The organism is Burkholderia sp. NRF60-BP8, assembly GCF_001522585.2.
Taxonomy (GTDB): domain Bacteria; phylum Pseudomonadota; class Gammaproteobacteria; order Burkholderiales; family Burkholderiaceae; genus Burkholderia.
This window is the reverse complement of record NZ_CP013373.1, coordinates 474031-493575: the sequence shown is the minus strand read 5'-3', so window position 1 is coordinate 493575 and position 19545 is coordinate 474031. Positions and strand designations below refer to the sequence as shown.

General features: G+C 67.4%; 20 protein-coding genes. 14 read left to right on the top strand and 6 right to left on the bottom strand.

Annotated features, from left to right (window positions below; translation table 11 throughout):
* Window positions 1–62 precede the first annotated feature (62 nt).
* Genes pcaF through paaK form a run of 4 tightly spaced genes read left to right on the top strand, consistent with a single transcriptional unit; the run spans window position 63 to window position 3893 of the window.
* A complete protein-coding gene (gene pcaF / locus WS54_RS15430; protein WP_059780266.1) occupies window positions 63–1265 on the top strand; it encodes a 3-oxoadipyl-CoA thiolase in 1203 nt (400 codons plus the stop codon).
* Window positions 1266–1310: 45 nt separating this feature from the next.
* Complete coding sequence (gene paaG / locus WS54_RS15425) at window positions 1311–2102, top strand: 2-(1,2-epoxy-1,2-dihydrophenyl)acetyl-CoA isomerase PaaG (RefSeq protein WP_059780267.1); 792 nt, start codon at window positions 1311–1313, stop codon at window positions 2100–2102.
* Between the two features lies 1 nt (window position 2103).
* On the top strand, window positions 2104–2556 hold the full coding sequence (gene paaI, locus WS54_RS15420; RefSeq protein WP_059499657.1) for a hydroxyphenylacetyl-CoA thioesterase PaaI: 453 nt from the start codon (window positions 2104–2106) through the stop codon (window positions 2554–2556).
* A 38-nt stretch (window positions 2557–2594) separates the two neighbouring features.
* Window positions 2595–3893, top strand: coding sequence for a phenylacetate--CoA ligase PaaK (paaK, locus tag WS54_RS15415; protein WP_034209844.1), 1299 nt, complete (start codon window positions 2595–2597; stop codon window positions 3891–3893).
* Window positions 3894–4149: 256 nt separating this feature from the next.
* On the opposite strand, the gene mltA is transcribed toward paaK, so the two are convergent.
* Entirely contained in the window at window positions 4150–5274 is a 1125-nt protein-coding gene (mltA, locus tag WS54_RS15410) for a murein transglycosylase A (protein WP_230624987.1), read from the bottom strand.
* 28 nt (window positions 5275–5302) lie between these two features.
* Here mltA and WS54_RS34265 point away from each other — a divergent pair, with 28 nt between their 5' ends.
* Window positions 5303–5446, top strand: a complete 144-nt coding sequence (locus tag WS54_RS34265; RefSeq protein ID WP_230624986.1) for a hypothetical protein — start codon at window positions 5303–5305, stop codon at window positions 5444–5446.
* A 19-nt stretch (window positions 5447–5465) separates the two neighbouring features.
* Here WS54_RS34265 and apaG read toward each other — a convergent pair whose 3' ends face one another.
* A complete protein-coding gene (gene apaG / locus WS54_RS15405) occupies window positions 5466–5840 on the bottom strand; it encodes a Co2+/Mg2+ efflux protein ApaG (protein ID WP_006477037.1) in 375 nt (124 codons plus the stop codon).
* A gap of 178 nt (window positions 5841–6018) precedes the next feature.
* Between apaG and rpe the strand changes: the two genes are divergently transcribed.
* From rpe to WS54_RS15365, 8 genes are all read left to right on the top strand, one after another.
* Window positions 6019–6705: a ribulose-phosphate 3-epimerase gene (gene rpe, locus WS54_RS15400; protein WP_006482066.1), complete on the top strand. Its 687-nt coding sequence runs from the start codon at window positions 6019–6021 to the stop codon at window positions 6703–6705.
* A gap of 4 nt (window positions 6706–6709) precedes the next feature.
* Window positions 6710–7474, top strand: a complete 765-nt coding sequence (locus tag WS54_RS15395; RefSeq protein ID WP_059780268.1) for a phosphoglycolate phosphatase — start codon at window positions 6710–6712, stop codon at window positions 7472–7474.
* Between the two features lie 357 nt (window positions 7475–7831).
* Entirely contained in the window at window positions 7832–9325 is a 1494-nt protein-coding gene (trpE, locus tag WS54_RS15390) for an anthranilate synthase component I (protein ID WP_059780269.1), read from the top strand.
* A 13-nt stretch (window positions 9326–9338) separates the two neighbouring features.
* Window positions 9339–9929: an aminodeoxychorismate/anthranilate synthase component II gene (locus WS54_RS15385; protein ID WP_059780270.1), complete on the top strand. Its 591-nt coding sequence runs from the start codon at window positions 9339–9341 to the stop codon at window positions 9927–9929.
* Window positions 9930–9942: 13 nt separating this feature from the next.
* Window positions 9943–10974 (top strand): anthranilate phosphoribosyltransferase, encoded by a 1032-nt coding sequence (gene trpD, locus WS54_RS15380; protein ID WP_034209840.1) that lies wholly within the window; start codon window positions 9943–9945, stop codon window positions 10972–10974.
* Window positions 10975–11002: 28 nt separating this feature from the next.
* Window positions 11003–11788 (top strand): indole-3-glycerol phosphate synthase TrpC, encoded by a 786-nt coding sequence (gene trpC / locus WS54_RS15375; RefSeq protein WP_059499662.1) that lies wholly within the window; start codon window positions 11003–11005, stop codon window positions 11786–11788.
* Window positions 11788–12414, top strand: coding sequence for a CYTH domain-containing protein (locus WS54_RS15370; protein ID WP_034209838.1), 627 nt, complete (start codon window positions 11788–11790; stop codon window positions 12412–12414). The genes trpC and WS54_RS15370 overlap by 1 nt, the downstream gene beginning before the upstream one ends.
* Before the next feature lie 13 nt (window positions 12415–12427).
* Complete coding sequence (locus WS54_RS15365; protein ID WP_034209837.1) at window positions 12428–13345, top strand: uracil-DNA glycosylase; 918 nt, start codon at window positions 12428–12430, stop codon at window positions 13343–13345.
* A gap of 148 nt (window positions 13346–13493) precedes the next feature.
* Here WS54_RS15365 and WS54_RS15360 read toward each other — a convergent pair whose 3' ends face one another.
* From WS54_RS15360 to WS54_RS15345, 4 genes are all read right to left on the bottom strand, one after another.
* Entirely contained in the window at window positions 13494–14090 is a 597-nt protein-coding gene (locus tag WS54_RS15360) for an FMN-dependent NADH-azoreductase (protein WP_034209836.1), read from the bottom strand.
* Window positions 14091–14237: 147 nt separating this feature from the next.
* Window positions 14238–16037 (bottom strand): M61 family metallopeptidase, encoded by a 1800-nt coding sequence (locus WS54_RS15355; RefSeq protein WP_059780271.1) that lies wholly within the window; start codon window positions 16035–16037, stop codon window positions 14238–14240.
* Window positions 16038–16135: 98 nt separating this feature from the next.
* On the bottom strand, window positions 16136–16864 hold the full coding sequence (locus tag WS54_RS15350; protein WP_059780272.1) for a DsbC family protein: 729 nt from the start codon (window positions 16862–16864) through the stop codon (window positions 16136–16138).
* Window positions 16865–16954: 90 nt separating this feature from the next.
* A complete protein-coding gene (locus WS54_RS15345; protein WP_059780273.1) occupies window positions 16955–18133 on the bottom strand; it encodes a UbiH/UbiF family hydroxylase in 1179 nt (392 codons plus the stop codon).
* Between the two features lie 247 nt (window positions 18134–18380).
* Between WS54_RS15345 and ychF the strand changes: the two genes are divergently transcribed.
* Window positions 18381–19475, top strand: coding sequence for a redox-regulated ATPase YchF (gene ychF / locus WS54_RS15340; RefSeq protein WP_059780274.1), 1095 nt, complete (start codon window positions 18381–18383; stop codon window positions 19473–19475).
* The last annotated feature ends 70 nt before the right edge of the window (window positions 19476–19545 follow it).

Genomic DNA, 19545 nt, shown 5'->3' with positions numbered 1-19545 from the left:
GCCACGTTCTCTACCATGAACGAATCCGCCACCCGGCGGGTTCGTCACTCACCGATACGCTCATGACAGACGCCTACATCTGCGACGCGATTCGCACTCCCATCGGCCGCTACGGCGGCGCCCTGAAAGATGTCCGCGCCGACGATCTCGGCGCGGTGCCGCTCAAGGCGCTGATCGAGCGCAACCGCGACGTCGACTGGGCGGCGATCGACGATGTGATCTACGGCTGCGCGAACCAGGCCGGCGAGGACAACCGCAACGTCGCGCGCATGTCGGCGCTGCTGGCGGGCCTGCCCACGGCCGTGCCGGGCACGACGCTGAACCGATTGTGCGGCTCCGGAATGGACGCCGTCGGCACGGCCGCGCGCGCGATCAAGGCCGGTGAAGCGCGCCTGATGATCGCAGGCGGCGTCGAGAGCATGACGCGCGCGCCGTTCGTGATGGGCAAGGCCGCGAGCGCGTTCGCGCGCCAGGCCGATATCTTCGATACGACGATCGGCTGGCGCTTCGTCAATCCGCTGATGAAGCCGTTGTATGGCGTCGATTCGATGCCGGAGACAGCCGAGAACGTCGCGGTCGACTACAACATCAGCCGCGCGGATCAGGACCTGTTCGCGCTGCGCAGCCAGCAGAAGGCCGCGCGGGCGCAACAGGACGGCACGCTCGCCGAGGAAATCGTGCCGGTCACGATTGCTCAGAAGAAGGGCGATCCGGTGGTCGTGTTGCGCGACGAGCATCCGCGCGAAACGTCGCTCGAAGCGCTCGCGAAGCTGAAAGGCGTCGTGCGCCCGGACGGCTCGGTCACGGCCGGCAACGCGTCGGGCGTGAACGACGGCGCCTGCGCGCTGCTGCTCGCCAATGCACAGGCGGCCGACCAATACGGCCTGCGCCGCCGCGCGCGCGTCGTCGGGATGGCGACGGCCGGCGTCGAGCCGCGCGTAATGGGCATCGGCCCCGCGCCGGCCACGCAGAAGCTGCTGCACCAGCTCGGCATGCGCATCGACCAGTTCGACGTGATCGAACTGAATGAGGCGTTCGCGTCGCAAGGTCTCGCGGTGCTGCGCATGCTCGGCGTCGCCGACGACGATCCGCGCGTGAACCCGAACGGCGGTGCGATCGCGCTCGGTCACCCGCTCGGCGCATCGGGTGCGCGGCTCGTCACCACGGCGCTCCATCAACTCGAGCGTACCGGCGGCCGCTTCGCGCTCTGTACGATGTGCATCGGCGTCGGCCAGGGCATCGCGCTCGCGATCGAACGCGTGTAACCGACGCGCCGCGCGCCTATAACGAAGTCATGAAGGAGACACTGCATGTCCTATCAGGCGATCCAGCTGGATATCGATCAGGCCGCGCGCGTGGCCACGATCACGCTCAACCGCCCCGACAAGCTCAACAGCTTCACGCGGGCGATGCATCGCGAACTGCAATCGGCGCTCGATGAAGTCGAGGCGGCGGGCGCACGCGCACTGATTCTGACGGGTGCGGGACGCGGCTTTTGCGCGGGCCAGGACCTCGCCGACCTCGACTTCACGCCAGGCGCGTCCACCGACCTCGGCACGCTGATCGACGAGCATTTCAATCCGCTGATCCGCCGCCTGCAGCGTCTGCCGATTCCGGTGATCGCCGCCGTCAACGGCACGGCGGCCGGCGCCGGCGCGAATCTCGCACTTGCGTGCGACCTGGTGTTCGCCGCCCGCTCGAGCAGTTTCATCCAGGCCTTCGTCAAGATCGGACTCGTACCCGATTCGGGCGGCACGTGGTTCCTGCCGCAACGCGTCGGCATGGCACGCGCGCTGGGGCTCGCGCTGACCGGCGACAAGCTCGGCGCCGAACAGGCCGAACAGTGGGGCCTGATCTGGCGCGCGGTCGACGACGACGCGCTCGTCGCCACGGTCCGCCAGCTTGCCGCCCAGCTCGCGCAGCAGCCGACGCTCGCCATCGCGTCGATCAAGCAGTCGATGCGAGACAGCGTCACGAACACGCTCGATCAGCAGCTCGACCTCGAGCGCGATCTGCAGCGCAAGCTCGGCCAGTCGGACGACTATGCGGAAGGGGTGAAGGCCTTCATCGAGAAGCGCACGCCGCGCTTCGAAGGGCGTTGACATGATGAACGCCACCGCCACGCTCGACCCCGATTCGCTCGCCCGCGCCACCGCGCAGGCCATGTACGACGCCGACGCCTGCAGCCGCGCGTTCGGCATGGAAATCGTCGAAGTACGCGCCGGCTACGCCCGCCTGCAAATGCGCGTGCGGCCCGAATTCCTGAACGGGCACCAGACCTGTCACGGCGGCATCATCTTCACGCTCGCCGATTCGACTTTCGCGTTCGCGTGCAACTCGTACAACCTGAATGCGGTCGCGGCCGGCTGCTCGATCGAATTCCTGCGCCCCGTGCACGGCGGCGACGTGCTGACGGCCGAGGCGGTCGAACAGGCGCGTGCCGGCCGCCACGGCATCTACGACATCCGTGTCACGAACCAGACAGGCGACACGATCGCGATGTTTCGCGGCAAATCCGCCCAGATCAAGGGCACGGTCATCCCGGAAGACCGCTGACGTCGACGGCCCGCCCATAACAAACACTGGAGACATGCATGACTACCCCGCTACCGCTCGAGCCGATCGAGACCGCCTCACGCGACGAGCTGACCGCGCTGCAGCTCGAACGCCTCAAGTGGTCGCTCCGGCACGCGTATGACCACTCGCCCGTCTATCGCCGCAAGTTCGACGAAGCCGGTGTGCATCCGGATGATCTGAAAACGCTCGCCGACCTGTCGCGCTTTCCGTTCACGACCAAGGGCGATCTGCGCGACAGCTATCCGTTCGGGATGTTCGCGGTGCCGCAGGACCAGATCTCGCGCATCCACGCGTCGTCGGGCACGACCGGCAAGCCGACGGTCGTCGGCTATACGGCCGCCGACATCGATACGTGGGCGAATCTCGTCGCACGCTCGATCCGCGCCGCCGGTGCGCGCCGCGGCGACAAGGTCCACGTCAGCTACGGCTACGGGCTGTTCACGGGCGGGCTCGGCGCGCACTACGGCGCCGAACGCGCAGGGCTGACCGTGATCCCGTTCGGCGGCGGCCAGACCGAAAAGCAGGTACAGCTGATCCAGGATTTCCGGCCCGACATCATCATGGTCACGCCGAGCTACATGCTGTCGATCGCCGACGAGATCGAGCGCCAGGGCCTCGATCCCGTGCAGAGTTCGCTGCGCATCGGCATCTTCGGCGCGGAGCCGTGGACCAACGACATGCGCGTCGCGATCGAACAGCGGATGGGCATCGACGCGGTCGACATCTACGGGCTATCCGAAGTGATGGGCCCGGGCGTCGCGTCCGAATGCGTCGAGACCAAGGACGGCCCGACCATCTGGGAAGACCACTTCTATCCGGAAATCATCGATCCCGACACCGGCGAAGTGCTGCCGGACGGCCAACTCGGCGAACTCGTGTTCACGTCGCTGACGAAGGAAGCGCTGCCGATCATCCGCTATCGCACGCGCGACCTCACGCGCCTGTTGCCGGGCACCGCCCGGACGATGCGCCGGATGGAGAAGATCACCGGCCGGTCGGACGACATGATGATCGTGCGCGGCGTCAACGTGTTCCCGACACAAATCGAGGAACAGTTGCTCAAGCAGCGCGCGCTCGCGCCGCACTATCAGATCGTGCTGACCAAGGAAGGTCCGCTCGACGTGCTGACGCTCAACGTCGAGCCGTGCCCGGAAACCGCGCCCGACACCGCGGCGATCCAGGCGGCAAAACAGGCGCTCGCGTACGACATCAAGTCGCTGATCGGCGTGACGGCCGTGATCAACGTGCTGCCCGTGAACGGCATCGAGCGCTCGGTCGGCAAGGCGCGCCGCGTCGTCGACAAACGCAAGGGCTGAGGTCGCTCGCCGCGCATGCGGCGCGCAGCGGCCGATCCGCGCCTGCAAACGAAACAGCCCGGTCGGCCGATGCCGATCGGGCTGCTCTATTCCAAAGCGTCGTTCGAAGTGACGCGCACAGCATTACGCGAACCGAAATCGCATGGGCACACCGGCGATCAGACCGGCACGCCCACGCGCACGAGGCGCGCCCCGCGCCATCAATGCCACGTATCGTTCATGAGCGACGATCCAGCGAACCCGCGCCGCTCCAAAATCACGAATTCGGGAACAGCAGCCACATCCTGCCGACCTGCTTCATCCGGCCGGCCAGGTCGCCGGCATCGTCGCCGAGCCCCCAGAAATAGTCTGCCCGCACGCCGCCCTTGATCGCCGAGCCCGTATCCTGCGCGAACACGAGCCGGTTCATCGGCGTGTTCGTCAGCGGACGCGTGGTCTGCAGGAACACCGGCGTGCCGAGCGGGATCGACGACGGATCGACCGCGATCGAGCGCTCCGGGGTCAGCGGCACGCCGAGCGCGCCGATCGGACCGTCCGCGCCGCCGTGCGGCGCATCTTCCTTGGTCGGCATGTCGCGGAAGAACACGAAGCGCGGATTCGTGTCGAGCAGCGCGTCGACACGCGTCGGGTTCGCCTTCGCCCAGGCCTTGATGCCCTGCATCGTCGCCTGCGCGGGCGTCAGTTCGCCGCGATCGAGCAGCCACTTGCCGATCGAACGATACGGCTGGTTGTTGGTGCCGCCGAAGCCGACCCGCATCACCGAACCGTCGTCGAGCAGCACGCGACCCGAGCCCTGCACCTGCAGGAAGAATGCCTCGATCGGATCGTCGACCCACACGAGCTCGTTGCCGTTCAGGATGCCGGCGCGCTCGAGCTGCGCGCGTGCCGGCAGCGCGGCGCCCGCGCGATAGCCGGCCGGCCAGCGATAGAGCGCGTATTGATACGGGCCGCGACGCACGCGCGAGCCGTGCAGCAGCGGCTCGTAATAGCCGGTCACGAGCCCGTCGAGCGTCCCGTCGGTATTCGCGAGCTGGAACGGCGTGAAATACGTTTCGAAGAAGGTGCGTGCGCTGCTGACGTCGAGTTCGTCGAGCCGGTCGGCGGCCGCGCAAGCGCGCGCCCACGCGGGCTGGCGCGCGAGCCGCGCGCAGTTCTGCCGCAGCGCGGCCGTCGCGCCGATCAGCGAATCGTCCTGCCAGCCCGGCACCTGCTGCCACGCGACCGGCGTGAGCCGCTTCGCGGCGACCTGCCCCGGCACGATCGCCGCGCCGGTCGGCGGCTTCAGCGCGGAGGTTCGCGTCGGCGCGCCGCCGCACGCGGCGAGCAGCGCCGCCGCCGCGGCTGCGGCCATCCACCCGGCCAGCCGGGGCCCAAACCACATACAATGTCCGTTCTTGATGGAAACCGCCATGTCAGATTTTCTCGACCAATATCCAATGCTCATCTTCGCGCTCGAAGCCTTCGTAGCGCTTGCCCTGCTGATCTTCATCGTCGTGTGGACGTCGTCGGGCAGGAAGAAGCACGCCCGCAGCAACGACCGCAAGCTGCGCTGAGCGCCGCCGCGCGCTCGATTCAATGCAACGTGCGCGGCATGTGCAGGGCGAACTCGTCGACCGGCGCCTCGAAACGCTCACCGTCCTCCGCCACGCAGAAGTACGCACCGCGCATCGTGCCGACCGGCGTCGCGATCACGGCCCAGCTCGTGTATTCGAAATGCTCGCCCGGCTGCAGCAGCGGCTGGTGGCCGACGACGCCGAGCCCCTTCACTTCCTGCACGTGGCTCTCGCTGTCCGTGATGATCCAGTGGCGCGCGATCAGTTGGGCCGCGACCTGTCCCGTGTTGCGGATGGTCAGCGTGTACGCGAATGCGTATTGACGGTGATCGGGGTCGGATTGTTCCGGCAAGTAGCTGGTTTTCACCGAAACGGTGAACTGATACTGACTCATGGTGTGTCCGCTGTAGGTAACCGCGCGCGCCGACTCGAGCGGCCGGGCCGCGGGCGCGCTGCATTGGTTCGGCATTCTATGCGCAATCGGGTCGTAACCGCACGGCCTGCCGCCGCGCACCGGGTCGCCGGACGGTAGAATGACGGTTTTGCGCCGCAACGTCCCCCGCTTCCCTGTCATGACTCAATTCCGCATCGCTCCCAGCATCCTGTCGGCCGACTTCGCACGGCTCGGCGAAGAAGTCCGCAACGTGGTCGCCGCCGGCGCCGACTGGATTCACTTCGACGTCATGGACAACCATTATGTGCCGAACCTCACGATCGGCCCGCTCGTCTGCGAGGCGATCCGCCCGCACGTGCAGGTACCGATCGACGTGCACCTGATGGTGCGCCCAGTCGACCGGATCGTGCCCGATTTCGCGAAGGCCGGCGCGAACCTGATCAGCTTCCACCCGGAAGGCTCGGACCACATCGACCGTACGCTGTCGCTGATCCGCGACCACGGCTGCAAGGCCGGCCTCGTGTTCAATCCGGCCACGCCGCTGAACTACCTCGATCACGTGATGGACCGCCTCGACTTCGTGCTGCTGATGTCGGTGAACCCGGGCTTCGGCGGCCAGTCGTTCATTCCGGAAACGCTGAACAAGCTGCGCGAGGCACGCGCCCGCATCGACGCGTACACCGAACGCACGGGCCGCGAGATCCTGCTCGAAGTCGACGGCGGCGTGAAGGCCGACAACATCGCGGAAATCGCGGCAGCCGGCGCCGACACGTTCGTCGCGGGTTCGGCGATCTTCGGCAAGCCCGACTATCGCAAGGTGATCGACGAGATGCGCGCGGCGCTCGCCACCGTCGAGCGGAGCTGACGCCGTGGCCGACTCGTCGTTCGCCGGCCACGCGCCGGCCGGAGCCGCCACGGGCGCGGCCGCGATCCGCTTTGCCGCACCGCGCATCGATGCCGCGCTGATCGACCTCGACGGCACGATGGTCGACACGGCCGACGATTTCACGGCCGGCCTGAACGGGATGCTCGCGCGGCTCGGCGCGCCGGCCACGTCGCGCGACGAAGTGATCGGCTACGTCGGCAAGGGCTCCGAACACCTGATCCAAAGCGTGCTGAAGCCGCGCTTCCCGGCCGATGAAGCGCACGCGCGCTTCGACGACGCGCTCGCGATCTACCAGACCGAATACGCGAAGATCAACGGTCGCCACACGCGTCTCTATCCGGACGTGGCGGCCGGGCTCGACGCGCTGCGCGCGGCCGGCATCCGGCTCGCGTGCGTGACGAACAAGCCGCACCGCTTCGCGGTCGAACTGCTCGAGCAATACGGGCTGGCCGGCTGCTTCGGCATCGTGCTCGGCGGCGACAGCGTCGCGCGCAAGAAGCCCGATCCGCTGCCGATGCTGACGGCCTGCGACGCGCTCGGCGTCGCGCCGGGCACCGCGGTCGCGATCGGCGACTCGGAAAACGACGCGCTGGCCGGCCGCGCGGCCGGGATGGCGACGCTGACGGTGCCGTACGGCTACAACCACGGCAAAGCTATACAAACGATAAATTCGGATGGTATAGTCGATTCGTTGCTGGTCGCGGCTCGCGCAATTTCCGCGCACAACGCCGGCCGGCCAACCCTCTGATTATTTCTTCCATCCGCATGTTTCTGAATAAAAAACGGAGTCTGAGCAGCATCGACCGGGGAGCCTGGCCCTGGCGTCGCTGGTCGCGCTAACCTCTTCGATGAGGTACGCTGAAGCACGTCTTCAGCGCCGTTTTTTATCTCGCTGCGCATCCGCGCGCCGATCGTCGCACTACCTCGAGTTCCACCGCATCCGAACGCTTGCGTTCAGGATCGGCCGCAGGCTCGCGACGTTCACGCCCGGAGCGCCGGCCGGCAACAGGCACTTCTCGATCGACCGCCCTTTCGCCGACGGCCACCCGCGCAGCGTCAAGTGATCCCTGGCGCCCGCGCCGCTCGTCCCGAACAGGACCGGAACATGACCGAACTCGAATTCCAATCGCTCGCGAACGAAGGCTACAACCGCATTCCGCTGATCGCGGAAGCGCTCGCCGATCTCGAAACGCCGCTGTCCCTCTACCTGAAGCTGGCCCAGCCCGAACGCGCGGGCGCCAACTCGTTCCTGCTCGAATCGGTGGTCGGCGGCGAACGTTTCGGCCGCTACTCGTTCATCGGCCTGCCCGCCCGCACGCTCGTGCGCACCCGCAACGGCGTGTCGGAAGTCGTGCGCGACGGCAAGGTCGTCGAGACGCACGACGGCGACCCGTTCCAGTTCATCGAATCGTTCCAGGCGCGCTTCAAGGTCGCGCAGCGCCCGGGCCTGCCGCGTTTCTGCGGCGGCCTCGCCGGCTACTTCGGCTACGACGCGGTGCGCTACATCGAGAAGAAGCTCGCGAACACCGCGCCGCGCGACGATCTCGGGCTGCCCGACATCCAGTTGCTGCTGACCGAGGAAGTCGCGGTGATCGACAACCTCGCCGGCAAGCTCTACCTGATCATCTACGCGGACCCGGGCCAGCCCGAAGCGTACGCGAAGGCAAAACAGCGCCTGCGCGAACTGAAGCAGCGCCTGCGCACGACCGTGCAGCCGCCCGTCACGTCGGCGAGCGTGCGCACCGAGACGTTCCGCGAGTTCAAGAAGGACGACTATCTGGCCGCCGTGCGTCAGGCGAAGGAATACATCGCGGCCGGCGAGCTGATGCAGATCCAGGTCGGCCAGCGGCTCACGAAGCCGTACCGCGACAATCCGCTGTCGCTGTATCGCGCGCTGCGTTCGCTGAACCCGTCGCCGTACATGTATTACTACAACTTCGGCGATTTCCACGTGGTCGGCGCGTCGCCGGAAATCCTGGTGCGCCAGGAAAAGCGCGGCGACGACCAGATCGTCACGATCCGGCCGCTGGCCGGCACGCGTCCGCGCGGCAACACGCCGGAGCGCGACGCGGAGCTCGCGACCGAACTGCTGAACGATCCGAAGGAGATCGCCGAGCACGTGATGCTGATCGACCTCGCGCGCAACGACGTCGGCCGCATCGCGGAGATCGGCTCGGTGCAGGTCACCGACAAGATGGTGATCGAGAAGTACTCGCACGTGCAGCACATCGTCAGCTCGGTCGAAGGCAAGCTGAAGCCCGGCATGACGAATTACGACGTGCTGCGCGCGACGTTCCCGGCCGGCACGCTGTCCGGCGCGCCGAAGGTGCGCGCGATGGAACTGATCGACGAGCTCGAGCCGGTCAAGCGCGGGCTGTACGGTGGTGCGGTCGGCTACCTGTCGTTCTCGGGCGAGATGGATCTCGCGATCGCGATCCGCACGGGTCTGATCCACAACGGCAACCTGTACGTGCAAGCGGCGGCCGGCGTCGTCGCGGATTCGGTGCCCGAATCCGAATGGCAAGAGACCGAGAACAAGGCGCGCGCGGTGCTGCGTGCGGCCGAACAGGTCCAGGACGGCCTCGATAGCGACTTCTGACCGGAGACTGACCATGCTGCTCATGATCGACAACTACGACTCGTTTACCTACAACCTGGTCCAGTACTTCGGCGAACTCGGCGAGGACGTGCGCACCTACCGCAACGACGAAATCACGCTCGGCGACATCGCGCGCCTGAATCCCGACACCATCTGCCTGTCGCCGGGCCCGAGCAATCCGCAACATGCGGGCATCACGCTCGACGTGCTGCGCGAATTCGCGGGCAGGAAGCCGATCCTCGGCGTCTGCCTCGGCCACCAAGCGATCGGCGAAGCGTTCGGCGGCCGCGTCGTGCGCGCGAAGACCATCATGCACGGCAAGGTGAGCCGGATCGAAACCGACTGCCGCGGCGTGTTCGCCGACCTGCCGAAGCATTTCGACGTCACGCGCTATCACTCGCTCGCGATCGAACGCGAATCGCTGCCCGATTGCCTCGAGGTGTCCGCGTGGACCGACGACGGCGAGATCATGGGCGTGCGCCACAAGACGCTGCCGGTCGAAGGCGTGCAGTTCCACCCGGAATCGATCCTGTCCGAGCACGGCCATGCGCTGCTCGAGAATTTCCTGAAACAGAGCCGCGCCGCGGCCGCACCGGCCGCCTGACGGGAGACGCACGATGACGATTACCCCGCAGGAAGCGCTGCAGCGCACGATCGAGCACCGCGAGATCTTCCACGACGAAATGCTGCACCTGATGCGGCTGATCATGCGCGGCGACATGTCGCCCGTGATGGCGGCCGCGATCATCACTGGGCTGCGCGTGAAGAAGGAGACGATCGGTGAGATCGCCGCCGCCGCGACCGTGATGCGCGAATTCGCGAACCACGTCGAGGTGCGGGACAACTCGAATTTCGTCGACATCGTCGGCACCGGCGGCGACGGCTCGCACACGTTCAACATCTCGACCGCGTCGATGTTCGTCACGGCGGCCGCGGGCGCGAAGGTCGCGAAACACGGCAACCGCGGCGTGTCGAGCAAGTCCGGCAGCGCCGACGTGCTCGAGGCGCTCGGCGTGAACATCGACCTGCAGTCGGACCAGGTCGCCGCATCGATCGCCGAAACCGGCATGGGCTTCATGTTCGCGCCGAACCATCATCCGGCGATGAAGAACATCGCGGCCGTGCGCCGCGAGCTCGGCGTGCGCACGATCTTCAACATCCTCGGCCCGCTGACCAATCCGGCCGGCGCGCCGAACCAGCTGATGGGCGTGTTCCACCCCGACCTCGTCGGCATCCAGGTGCGCGTGATGCAGCGCCTCGGCGCGCAGCACGTGCTCGTCGTGTACGGCAAGGACGGAATGGACGAGGTGTCGCTCGGCGCCGCGACGCTCGTCGGCGAATTGCGCGACGGCGAGGTGCACGAATACGAGATCCATCCGGAGGACTTCGGCCTGCAGATGGTGTCGAACCGCACGCTGAAGGTGGAAAATGCCGACGAATCGCGCACGATGCTGCTCGGCGCGCTGGACAACCAGCCGGGCGTCGCACGCGAGATCGTCACGCTGAACGCCGGCACCGCGCTTTACGCGGCCAATATCGCCGAGTCGATCGCGGACGGCATCCAGCTGGCCCGCGAAGCGATCGCGAGCGGCAAGGCCCGCGCGAAGGTCGACGAGCTCGTGCGCTTCACGCAGCAGTTCAAGCGCTGACCCTCTTACGAATCAAGCAGGAACCTCTATGAGCGACATTCTCGACCGAATCATTGCCGTCAAGCGCGAAGAAGTAGCGGCGGCCATGCGCAGCACGCCGCTCGAGGCGCTGAAGCTGGAAGCCTCCGCGCGCGACCTGCGCGACTTCGTCGGCGCGCTGCGGGCGAAACACGCGGCCGGCAACGCCGCCGTGATCGCCGAAATCAAGAAGGCAAGCCCGTCGAAAGGCGTGCTGCGCGAGCATTTCGTGCCAGCCGACATCGCGCGCTCGTATGCGGCGCACGGCGCCGCGTGCCTGTCGGTGCTGACCGACGAGCAGTTCTTCCAGGGCGGCGTCCGCTACCTCGAGGAAGCGCGCGCGGCCTGCACGCTGCCGGTGCTGCGCAAGGACTTCATCGTCGACGCGTACCAGATCGTCGAAGCCCGCGCGATGGGTGCCGACGCGATCCTGCTGATCGCCGCCGCGCTCGACACGCCGCTGATGCAGGATCTGGAAGCCTATGCGCACTCGCTCGGCCTCGCGGTGCTGGTCGAAGTGCACGATCGCAACGAGATGGAACAGGCGCTGACGCTCAAGACGCCGCTGCTCGGTATCAACAACCGCAACCTGCGCACGTTCGAGACGTCGATCCGGACCACGCTCGACATGCTCGACATGATTCCGGCGGATCGCATCGTCGTGACCGAATCGGGCATCCTGTCGCGCACCGACGTCGACACCATGCGCGCGGCGAACGTGAACACGTTCCTCGTCGGCGAGGCGTTCATGCGCGCCGACCAGCCGGGCGAGGAACTCGCGCGGATGTTCTTCTGATGGCGATCGAAAAGGAAATCAAGCTCGCGCTGCCGGCCGGCCAGGCCGACGCCGCGCGCCGCTTCTTCGAGACGCTGACCGGCGAACCCGGCCACGCGATCACGCTCGCGAACGTCTATTACGACACGCCCGATCTCGCGCTGGCGCGCTCGAAGAGCGCGGTGCGCGTGCGCCGCACGCCGGACGGCTGGCTGCAGACGTTCAAGACGGTCGGCAGCGCGGAAGGCGGCCTGCACCGCCGCCACGAATGGGAGCTGCCGGTCGCGGGCGACGCGCTCGAGATCGACGCGCTCGTCGCGGCCTGCGACGTGCCGGAAGCCGCCGCCGCACTGAACGACGCGGCCGGCGCACTGTACGCGCTGTTCCGCACGGATTTTTCGCGTACGCTGTGGCGCATCGCAATCGGCGGCGCGACCGTCGAGGCCGCGGTGGACCTCGGCGAGATCGTCGTCCAGGCGGAACACGAAACGCGCCGCGAACCGATCAGCGAAATCGAACTCGAACTGATCGACGGCCCGGAAACGGCGCTCGCGACGCTCGCCGCCGAACTGCAGCAGGCGCTGCCGGGCCTCGTTCCCGAAAACATCAGCAAGGCGCAGCGCGGCTACCGGCTGCGCGCGCAATAAACACGCATCACGCATGGCAACCCGCAAGACTTCCCGCGCGCCGCAACAGGCGTCGCTGTTCGACGATCCCATGCCGGAACCGGCACCGGACGATATTCCGTCCGCGGCTTCCGAGCCGCCCGCGGCTCGGCGAAAATCCGCGAAGCAGGCGGCCGCACCGGCGCCCGCGCCGGCCCCGACCGCCTCGGCACCGCAACCCGGTGCCGCCGACGTGCCGCATCTCGCCGCGCAATTCGACGCGCTGCCGGCCGTCTGGCGCGACGTGCTGAAACCGTTCACCGACAGCGACGCGTACGCGCCGCTGTGCCGCTTCGTCGACGAGGAGCGCGCGGCCGGCAAGACGGTCTACCCGACCGACGTGTTCCGCGCACTGCGCCTGACGAGCCCGGACGACGTGAAGGTCGTGATCCTCGGCCAGGACCCGTATCACGGCGACGACCGCGGCACGCCGCAGGCGCACGGCCTCGCGTTCTCGGTGCCGCCGGCCGTGCGCACGCCGCCGTCGCTGCGCAACATCTTCAAGGAAATCGCCGCGAATTTCGGTCACGACACGCCGCGTCACGGCTGCCTCGATACGTGGGCGCGCCAGGGCGTGCTGCTGCTCAACACCGTGCTGACGGTCGAGCGCGGCGCGGCCGCGAGCCATGCGAAGCGCGGCTGGGAGCAATGCACGGACACGCTGATCCGCGAGCTCGCCGGCCGCCATCGCGGGCTCGTGTTCATGCTGTGGGGCGCGCACGCGCAGGCGAAGCGCGCACTGTTCGACGCGAACGCGCATTGCGTGCTCGAGGCGCCGCATCCGTCGCCGCTGTCCGCGCACCGCGGCTTCCTCGGCTGCCGCCATTTCGCGCTCGCGAACGACTATCTGATCGACGCGGGCCGCGAACCGATCGACTGGCGCCTGCCGGACGTAGCCGAAACGCTCGCGTGACGGCCTGGGGCCCGTTCACCCTGATAACGGGCTTGCGCTGGCCCCAGGGTTCGCCGGGCGAATACGAAAATGCCGCGTCCCTTTCGGGGCGCGGCATTTTTTATCGGGCGATGCAGCGGGTGCACCGCACCCGCATCGACCTGACGCGTTACGCGGCGGCGATCGCTTCGCGTGCGCTGGCCAGCGCGGCGCTCTGCGCATCCGGGCCGAGGTTCAGGCCTTCGGCGTAGATGAAGCTCACGTCGGTCATGCCGACGAAGCCGAGGAACGTGCGCAGGTACGGCGTCTGGCTGTCGTTCGGCGTACCGGCATACTTGCCGCCGCGCGCCGTCACCACGTGAACCTTCTTGCCCTTGATCAGGCCCTCCGGACCGTTCTCGGTATAGCGGAACGTGACGCCTGCGCGGGCGATCCAGTCGAAGTACGTCTTCAGTTGCGACGAGATGCCGAAGTTGTACATCGGTGCGCCGATCACGATGATGTCGGCAGCCTGCAGCTCGGCGATCAGCGCATCGCTCTTCGCGACGATCGCATTCTGTTCCGCGGTGCGCTTGTCGGCCGGCGTGAAGAACGCGCCGAGCACCGATTCGTCGAGGTGCGGCAGCGCATCGGCCAGCAGGTCGCGAACCACGACGTTCGCGCCGGGGTTCGATTGTTGCAGCTTTGCCGTCAGTTCGTTGGCCAGCAGCGTGGATTGCGCACCTTGCGAACGCGCGGCGGAATTGATTTGCAGAATGGTCGTCATGTCAGGCTCCGGTAGGGTTGCGCTTCGGTAGCGCGAGTGACGCCATTGTGCGGGGCCGCATGACCGCGAAAAAGCGGGTTCAGGGCGACGGATCGTTGCAGCAGCGGGACAATACCCGATCGCGCCCCGATACCCGCTCGCGTAGGGTTACCCGTTCAGCCACGCTTCGCGGGCCTTCGTGGCCGCAGCCGGCCTCGCGGCCGCCGTCAGCCGGTAGCGAGTGACTTCCGGACCGTCGAGCTTCAGTTTCGCGGTGCGCAGCTCGTCGCGGCGAAACGCGTGGATCTCCACCTTGTCGCCCGGCCGATAGCGGGCCAGCAGCGCATCCAGGTTCGTGCCCGTTACGCGCAACCCGTCCACCGCGATCAGCGTGTCGCCGGCCGACAACCCCGCGCGATGCGCGGCGCCGCCTTCGTAGACGGCCGCCAACGTGCAGTCCGGGCCGCCACGCAAGCGCGCGCCGATCGTCGGCTTCTCGGCCGCGCCGAGCGCGACGTCGGGGGCCAGCGTCACGCCGAACGGCGCGAATAGTTCGCCGAGCGGCAGGTCGCGCGTACCGTGCACGGCGTCGGCGAACAGGCGGCCGAGCGCGACGCCCGTCGCCTCTTCGATCAGCGTCTCGACTTCGTTTTCCTCCACGCCCGCCTGCTTGCCGCGATAGAAGTCGCGGCCGTAGCGTTGCCACAGCAGGCGCATCACGTCGTCGAGCGACTTCCGGTTACGCGTCTGCGCGCGGATCGCGAGGTCGAACGCGAGCGCCACGAGCGAGCCCTTCGTGTAATAGCTGACGATCGCATTGGTCGCGTTCTCGTCCTGACGGTAGTACTTGATCCACGCGTCGAACGAGCTTTCCGCGACGCTCTGCTTGAGCCGGCCCGTGCCGCGCAGCACGCCGCCGATCGTGCGGCCGAGCGCCGCGAAATATTCGTCCTGCGACATCAGCCCGCTGCGGACCAGCATCAGGTCGTCGTAATACGACGTGAAGCCTTCGAACAGCCACAGCAGCGACGTGTAGTTCTCGCGCGCGAGGTCGTACGGCACGAACGCCGCCGGCTTGATGCGCTTCACGTTCCACGTGTGGAAATACTCGTGGCTGCAGAGGCCGAGATACGTGCGATAGCCTTCCGTCGTTTCCGGCCGCCCCTTCACCGGCAGGTCGGTCCGGTTGCAGATCAGCGCGGTCGACGCGCGATGCTCGAGGCCGCCGTAGCCGTCGCTGACCGCGAGCGTCATGAACACGTAGCGGTCCATCGGCGCCTTCTTCGACTTCGGCTCGAACAGCGCGATCTGCGCTTCGCACACGCGTTTCAGGTCGCTACGCAGCCGCTCCAGGTCGAGCTGCGTCACGCGCCCCGCGATCACGATGTCGTGCGGCACGCCGTGCGCGTCGAACGTCGCGAGCGCGAATTCGCCGATCGTCACCGGATGGTCGGACAGTTCGTCGTAGTTCGCCGCGCGATACGCGCCGAAACCGTAGCGCTTCGTCCCGCTCGCCTCGGGCAGCGCGGTGCCGACCCGCCACGTGCGAAACGCCGCGCCGGCCGGTTTCGCGATGTCGACTTCGCACGGCGCGTGCTCTCGACCGGCGACGCTCAGGAACACGGCCGTCGCGTTGAAGAAGCCGCCCGACTCGTCGAGATACGCGGAGCGCACCGACAGGTCCCACGCATAGACGTCGTAGCGCAGCGTCAGCGCGCCGGTCACGAGCGCGGCCTGCCACGTGTGCTTGTCGGTCTTCGCGATGCGTACCTTGCGGCCCGCGTCGTTGAACGCGCGCAGCGTCACGATGTTGCGCGCGAACTCGCGCACGAGGTAGCTGCCCGGAATCCATACCGGCAGCGAGAAACGCTGGCCTTCGGGATCGGGATCGGCAACCGTCACCGTCACTTCGAACAAGTGCGCGGCAAGATCTTTCGGGACAATCGAATAGCGGATCGGCTGAGTCATCGTGGCAATCGGTCGGGGCGGGCGAAAACGAAGAGAGGCGCCGGCAGATCATGCGGGCGCCCCTCGCTGGCCGGGCCGTGCGCCCGGCGTGCGGTCGGTTACTTGCTCGAGGCGAGCGCCTGGTTGAGCTGCTCGGCCGATACCGCGCCCGGCAGGCGGCGGCCGTCCGGCAGGAAGATCGTCGGCGTGCCGGTGACGTTCATCCCGCGGCCGAGCGCGAGGTTCTTGTCGAGCGCGGTGGTGTCGCAGGTACCGGCGCCGGACGGCGCGCGGTGGTCGAGCATCCAGCTTTCCCACGTTTTTGCGCGGTCGGTCGCACACCAGATCGCCTTCGACTTCGCGGTCGAATCCGGTGACAGCACCGGGTACAGGAACGTGTAGACGGTCACGTTGTCGATCGACTGCAGCGTCGTCTCGAGCTTCTTGCAGTACGGGCAGTTCGGATCGGAGAACACCGCGATCTTGCGGGTGCCGTTGCCCTTGACGACCTTGATCGCATTCGCGAACGGCAGGCTCGCGAAGTCGATCTTGTTGATTTCGGACAGGCGGGCGTCGGTCAGGTTCTTGTGCGTCCTGGCGTCGACGAGATCGCCGAGCAGCACGTAGTCGCCGGCCGCGTCGCTATAGATGATCTGCGAGCCGAGGTTCACTTCGTAAAGGCCTGCCACCGGCGATTTCGACACGCTCTTGATCGGCGCGTCGTTGCCGAGACGGGCTTGCAGCGTGGCCTTCAGCTTGTCGGTGGTCTGGTCGGCCTGCGCGGTGCAGCCAAGCGTCGCCATCGTGACGGCCAGCGCCAGCGATGCGATGCGGATCGTTTTTTTCATCGAAATCTTCCTTCAGCTCAATCGGAGTGCACGGCACAGTGTACGCCGTAACGGAACCGTCTCCGACCGGCGCGGCGGCGGAAGGTTCGTTCAGCCGAGCGCGGCCGACACGAGCCAGCGCTTCACGAGCGGCTGCGCGCCGACGAACGCCATGCCCGCATTGCGCACGGCCTTCGCGAGCGAGCCCGGCACCGCGAACAGCCGCTGCAGGCCGTCGGTCGCGACCATCAGCGCGCGGATGTCCTCGCGGCGCGAACGCTCGTAGCGACGCAGCAGCACCGTATCGCCGAGATTGCGGAAGCTTTCCTTGCCCGCGATCGCGTCGGCGAGCGCCGCGACGTCGCGCAACCCGAGGTTCATCCCCTGCCCCGCGAGCGGGTGGATCAGGTGCGCGGCATCGCCGACCAGCGCGACGCGCGGCGCGATCAGCTTGTCGACCGTCTGCAGCGCCAGCGGGAAGCCGGCGGCCGGCGTCACGCATTCGAGCGTGCCGACCTGGCCGTGCGACACGCGCTCGACCTCGGCCGCGAGCTGCGCCGGATCGAGTGCGAGCAGTGCGTCCGCGTGTGCGGTGTGCGCGGACCACACGAGCGACACGTGGCCGTCCGGCAGCGGCAGCAGTGCGACGATCTCGCCTTCCCGGAACCACTGGTAGGCCGTCTCGCGGTGCGGCAGCGACGCCTTGAAGTTCGCGACGACGCCCGTCTGCCGGTAGTCGCGCCGCTCTACCCTGGCCCCCATTTGGGAACGCACCCACGAATGCGCGCCGTCGGCGCCGACGACGAGATCCGCTTCGAGCACCTGCCCCGACGACAGCGTGAGCACAGCCGCGTCGTCGCGCACGTCGAAGCCCTGCGCACGCGCGTCGAACCACGTGAGGTTCGGCTGGAATCGCAGCGCGGCGTCGAGCGATGCCTCGACCAGCGACGATTCGGCGATCCATGCGAGCTGCGGCACGGACGCCTGATAGGCGGAGAAATGCAGTTCGGCATGCGCATCGCCATACACGCGCATGTCGTACACCGGCGCGAGCCGGCCGTGGTCGAGCGCCTGCCAGACCCGCAGCCGCTCGAGCAACGCCTGCGAACTGGACGACAGCGCGTAGACACGCGTATCGAACGCGAGATCCGCGGGGCGCGGCGTGGCCGGCTGGGCGAGCAAGGCTGTCTTGTAGCCGGACTGGGTCAGCGCGAGCGCGGCCGTCTTGCCGACGAGCCCGCCGCCGACCACGGCGACGTCGAAGGTGTGGTGGGCAGTCATGGCGGGCATTATAGCCGCGGGGCCAAACCCTTACGCGGCCGGACTTTGCGGGAAATCAGCAGAACCGCGGGCCGGTGCGCCGACGCGGCGGCCCGCCGCATCGGCCGTTCGGCGCCCCGCCCGGAATCCGGGGCGCCGGCACGGTACAATAGCGTTTTTGACCGTCGGCCCGCCGCGCTCCACGCGCCGGCCGCCCTTTTTTCCCGCGCCGCCGTGCCCTGTCCGGCCGCGCCGCCTCACCCGTCCGAAGGATTCCATGAGTCTCAAATGCGGCATCGTCGGCTTGCCCAACGTCGGCAAGTCCACCCTGTTCAATGCGCTGACCAAGGCCGGCATCGCCGCCGAGAACTACCCGTTCTGCACGATCGAGCCGAACGTCGGCATCGTCGAAGTGCCGGATACGCGCCTGAAGGCGCTCTCCGAGATCGTCAAGCCGGAGCGCGTCGTGCCGGCCGTCGTCGAATTCGTCGACATCGCGGGCCTCGTCGCGGGTGCGAGCAAGGGTGAAGGCCTCGGCAACCAGTTCCTCGCGAACATCCGCGAAACCGACGCGATCACGCACGTCGTGCGCTGCTTCGAGGACGAAAACGTCATTCACGTCGCCGGCAAGGTCAGCCCGATCGACGACATCGAAGTGATCAACACCGAACTGGCGCTCGCCGACCTCGGCACCATCGAGAAGGCGCTCACGCGCTACTCGAAGGCGGCGAAGTCGGGCAACGACAAGGAAGCGGCGAAACTCGTCGCCGTGCTCGAGAAGGTGCGCGCGCAGCTCGACCAGGGCAAGGCCGTGCGCGGCCTCGCGCTGTCGGACGACGAGCAGGCGCTGATCAAGCCGTTCTGCCTGATCACCGCGAAGCCGGCGATGTACGTCGCCAACGTGAAGGACGACGGTTTCGAGAACAACCCGCACCTCGAGGCGGTGCGCAAGTACGCGGAAAGCGAAAACGCGCCGGTGGTCGCCGTGTGCGCGGCGATCGAGGCGGAAATCGCCGATCTCGACGACGCGGACAAGGAAGCCTTCCTCGCCGACATGGGCATGGAAGAGCCGGGCCTCGACCGCGTGATCCGCGCGGGCTTCAAGCTGCTCGGCCTGCAGACCTACTTCACCGCGGGCGTGAAGGAAGTTCGCGCGTGGACGATCCACATCGGCGATACCGCACCGCAGGCGGCCGGCGTGATCCACACCGACTTCGAGCGCGGCTTCATCCGTGCGCAGACGATCGCGTTCGACGACTTCGTCGCGTACAAGGGCGAGCAAGGCGCGAAGGAAGCCGGCAAGATGCGCGCGGAAGGGAAGGAATATGTCGTGCACGATGGCGACGTGATGAACTTCCTGTTCAACGTCTGAGCGTTGCTGTCGCATCGAGCGTAAAAAAGCCCGCTGAATGCGGGCTTTTTCTTTTCGATGGCGGAAAACC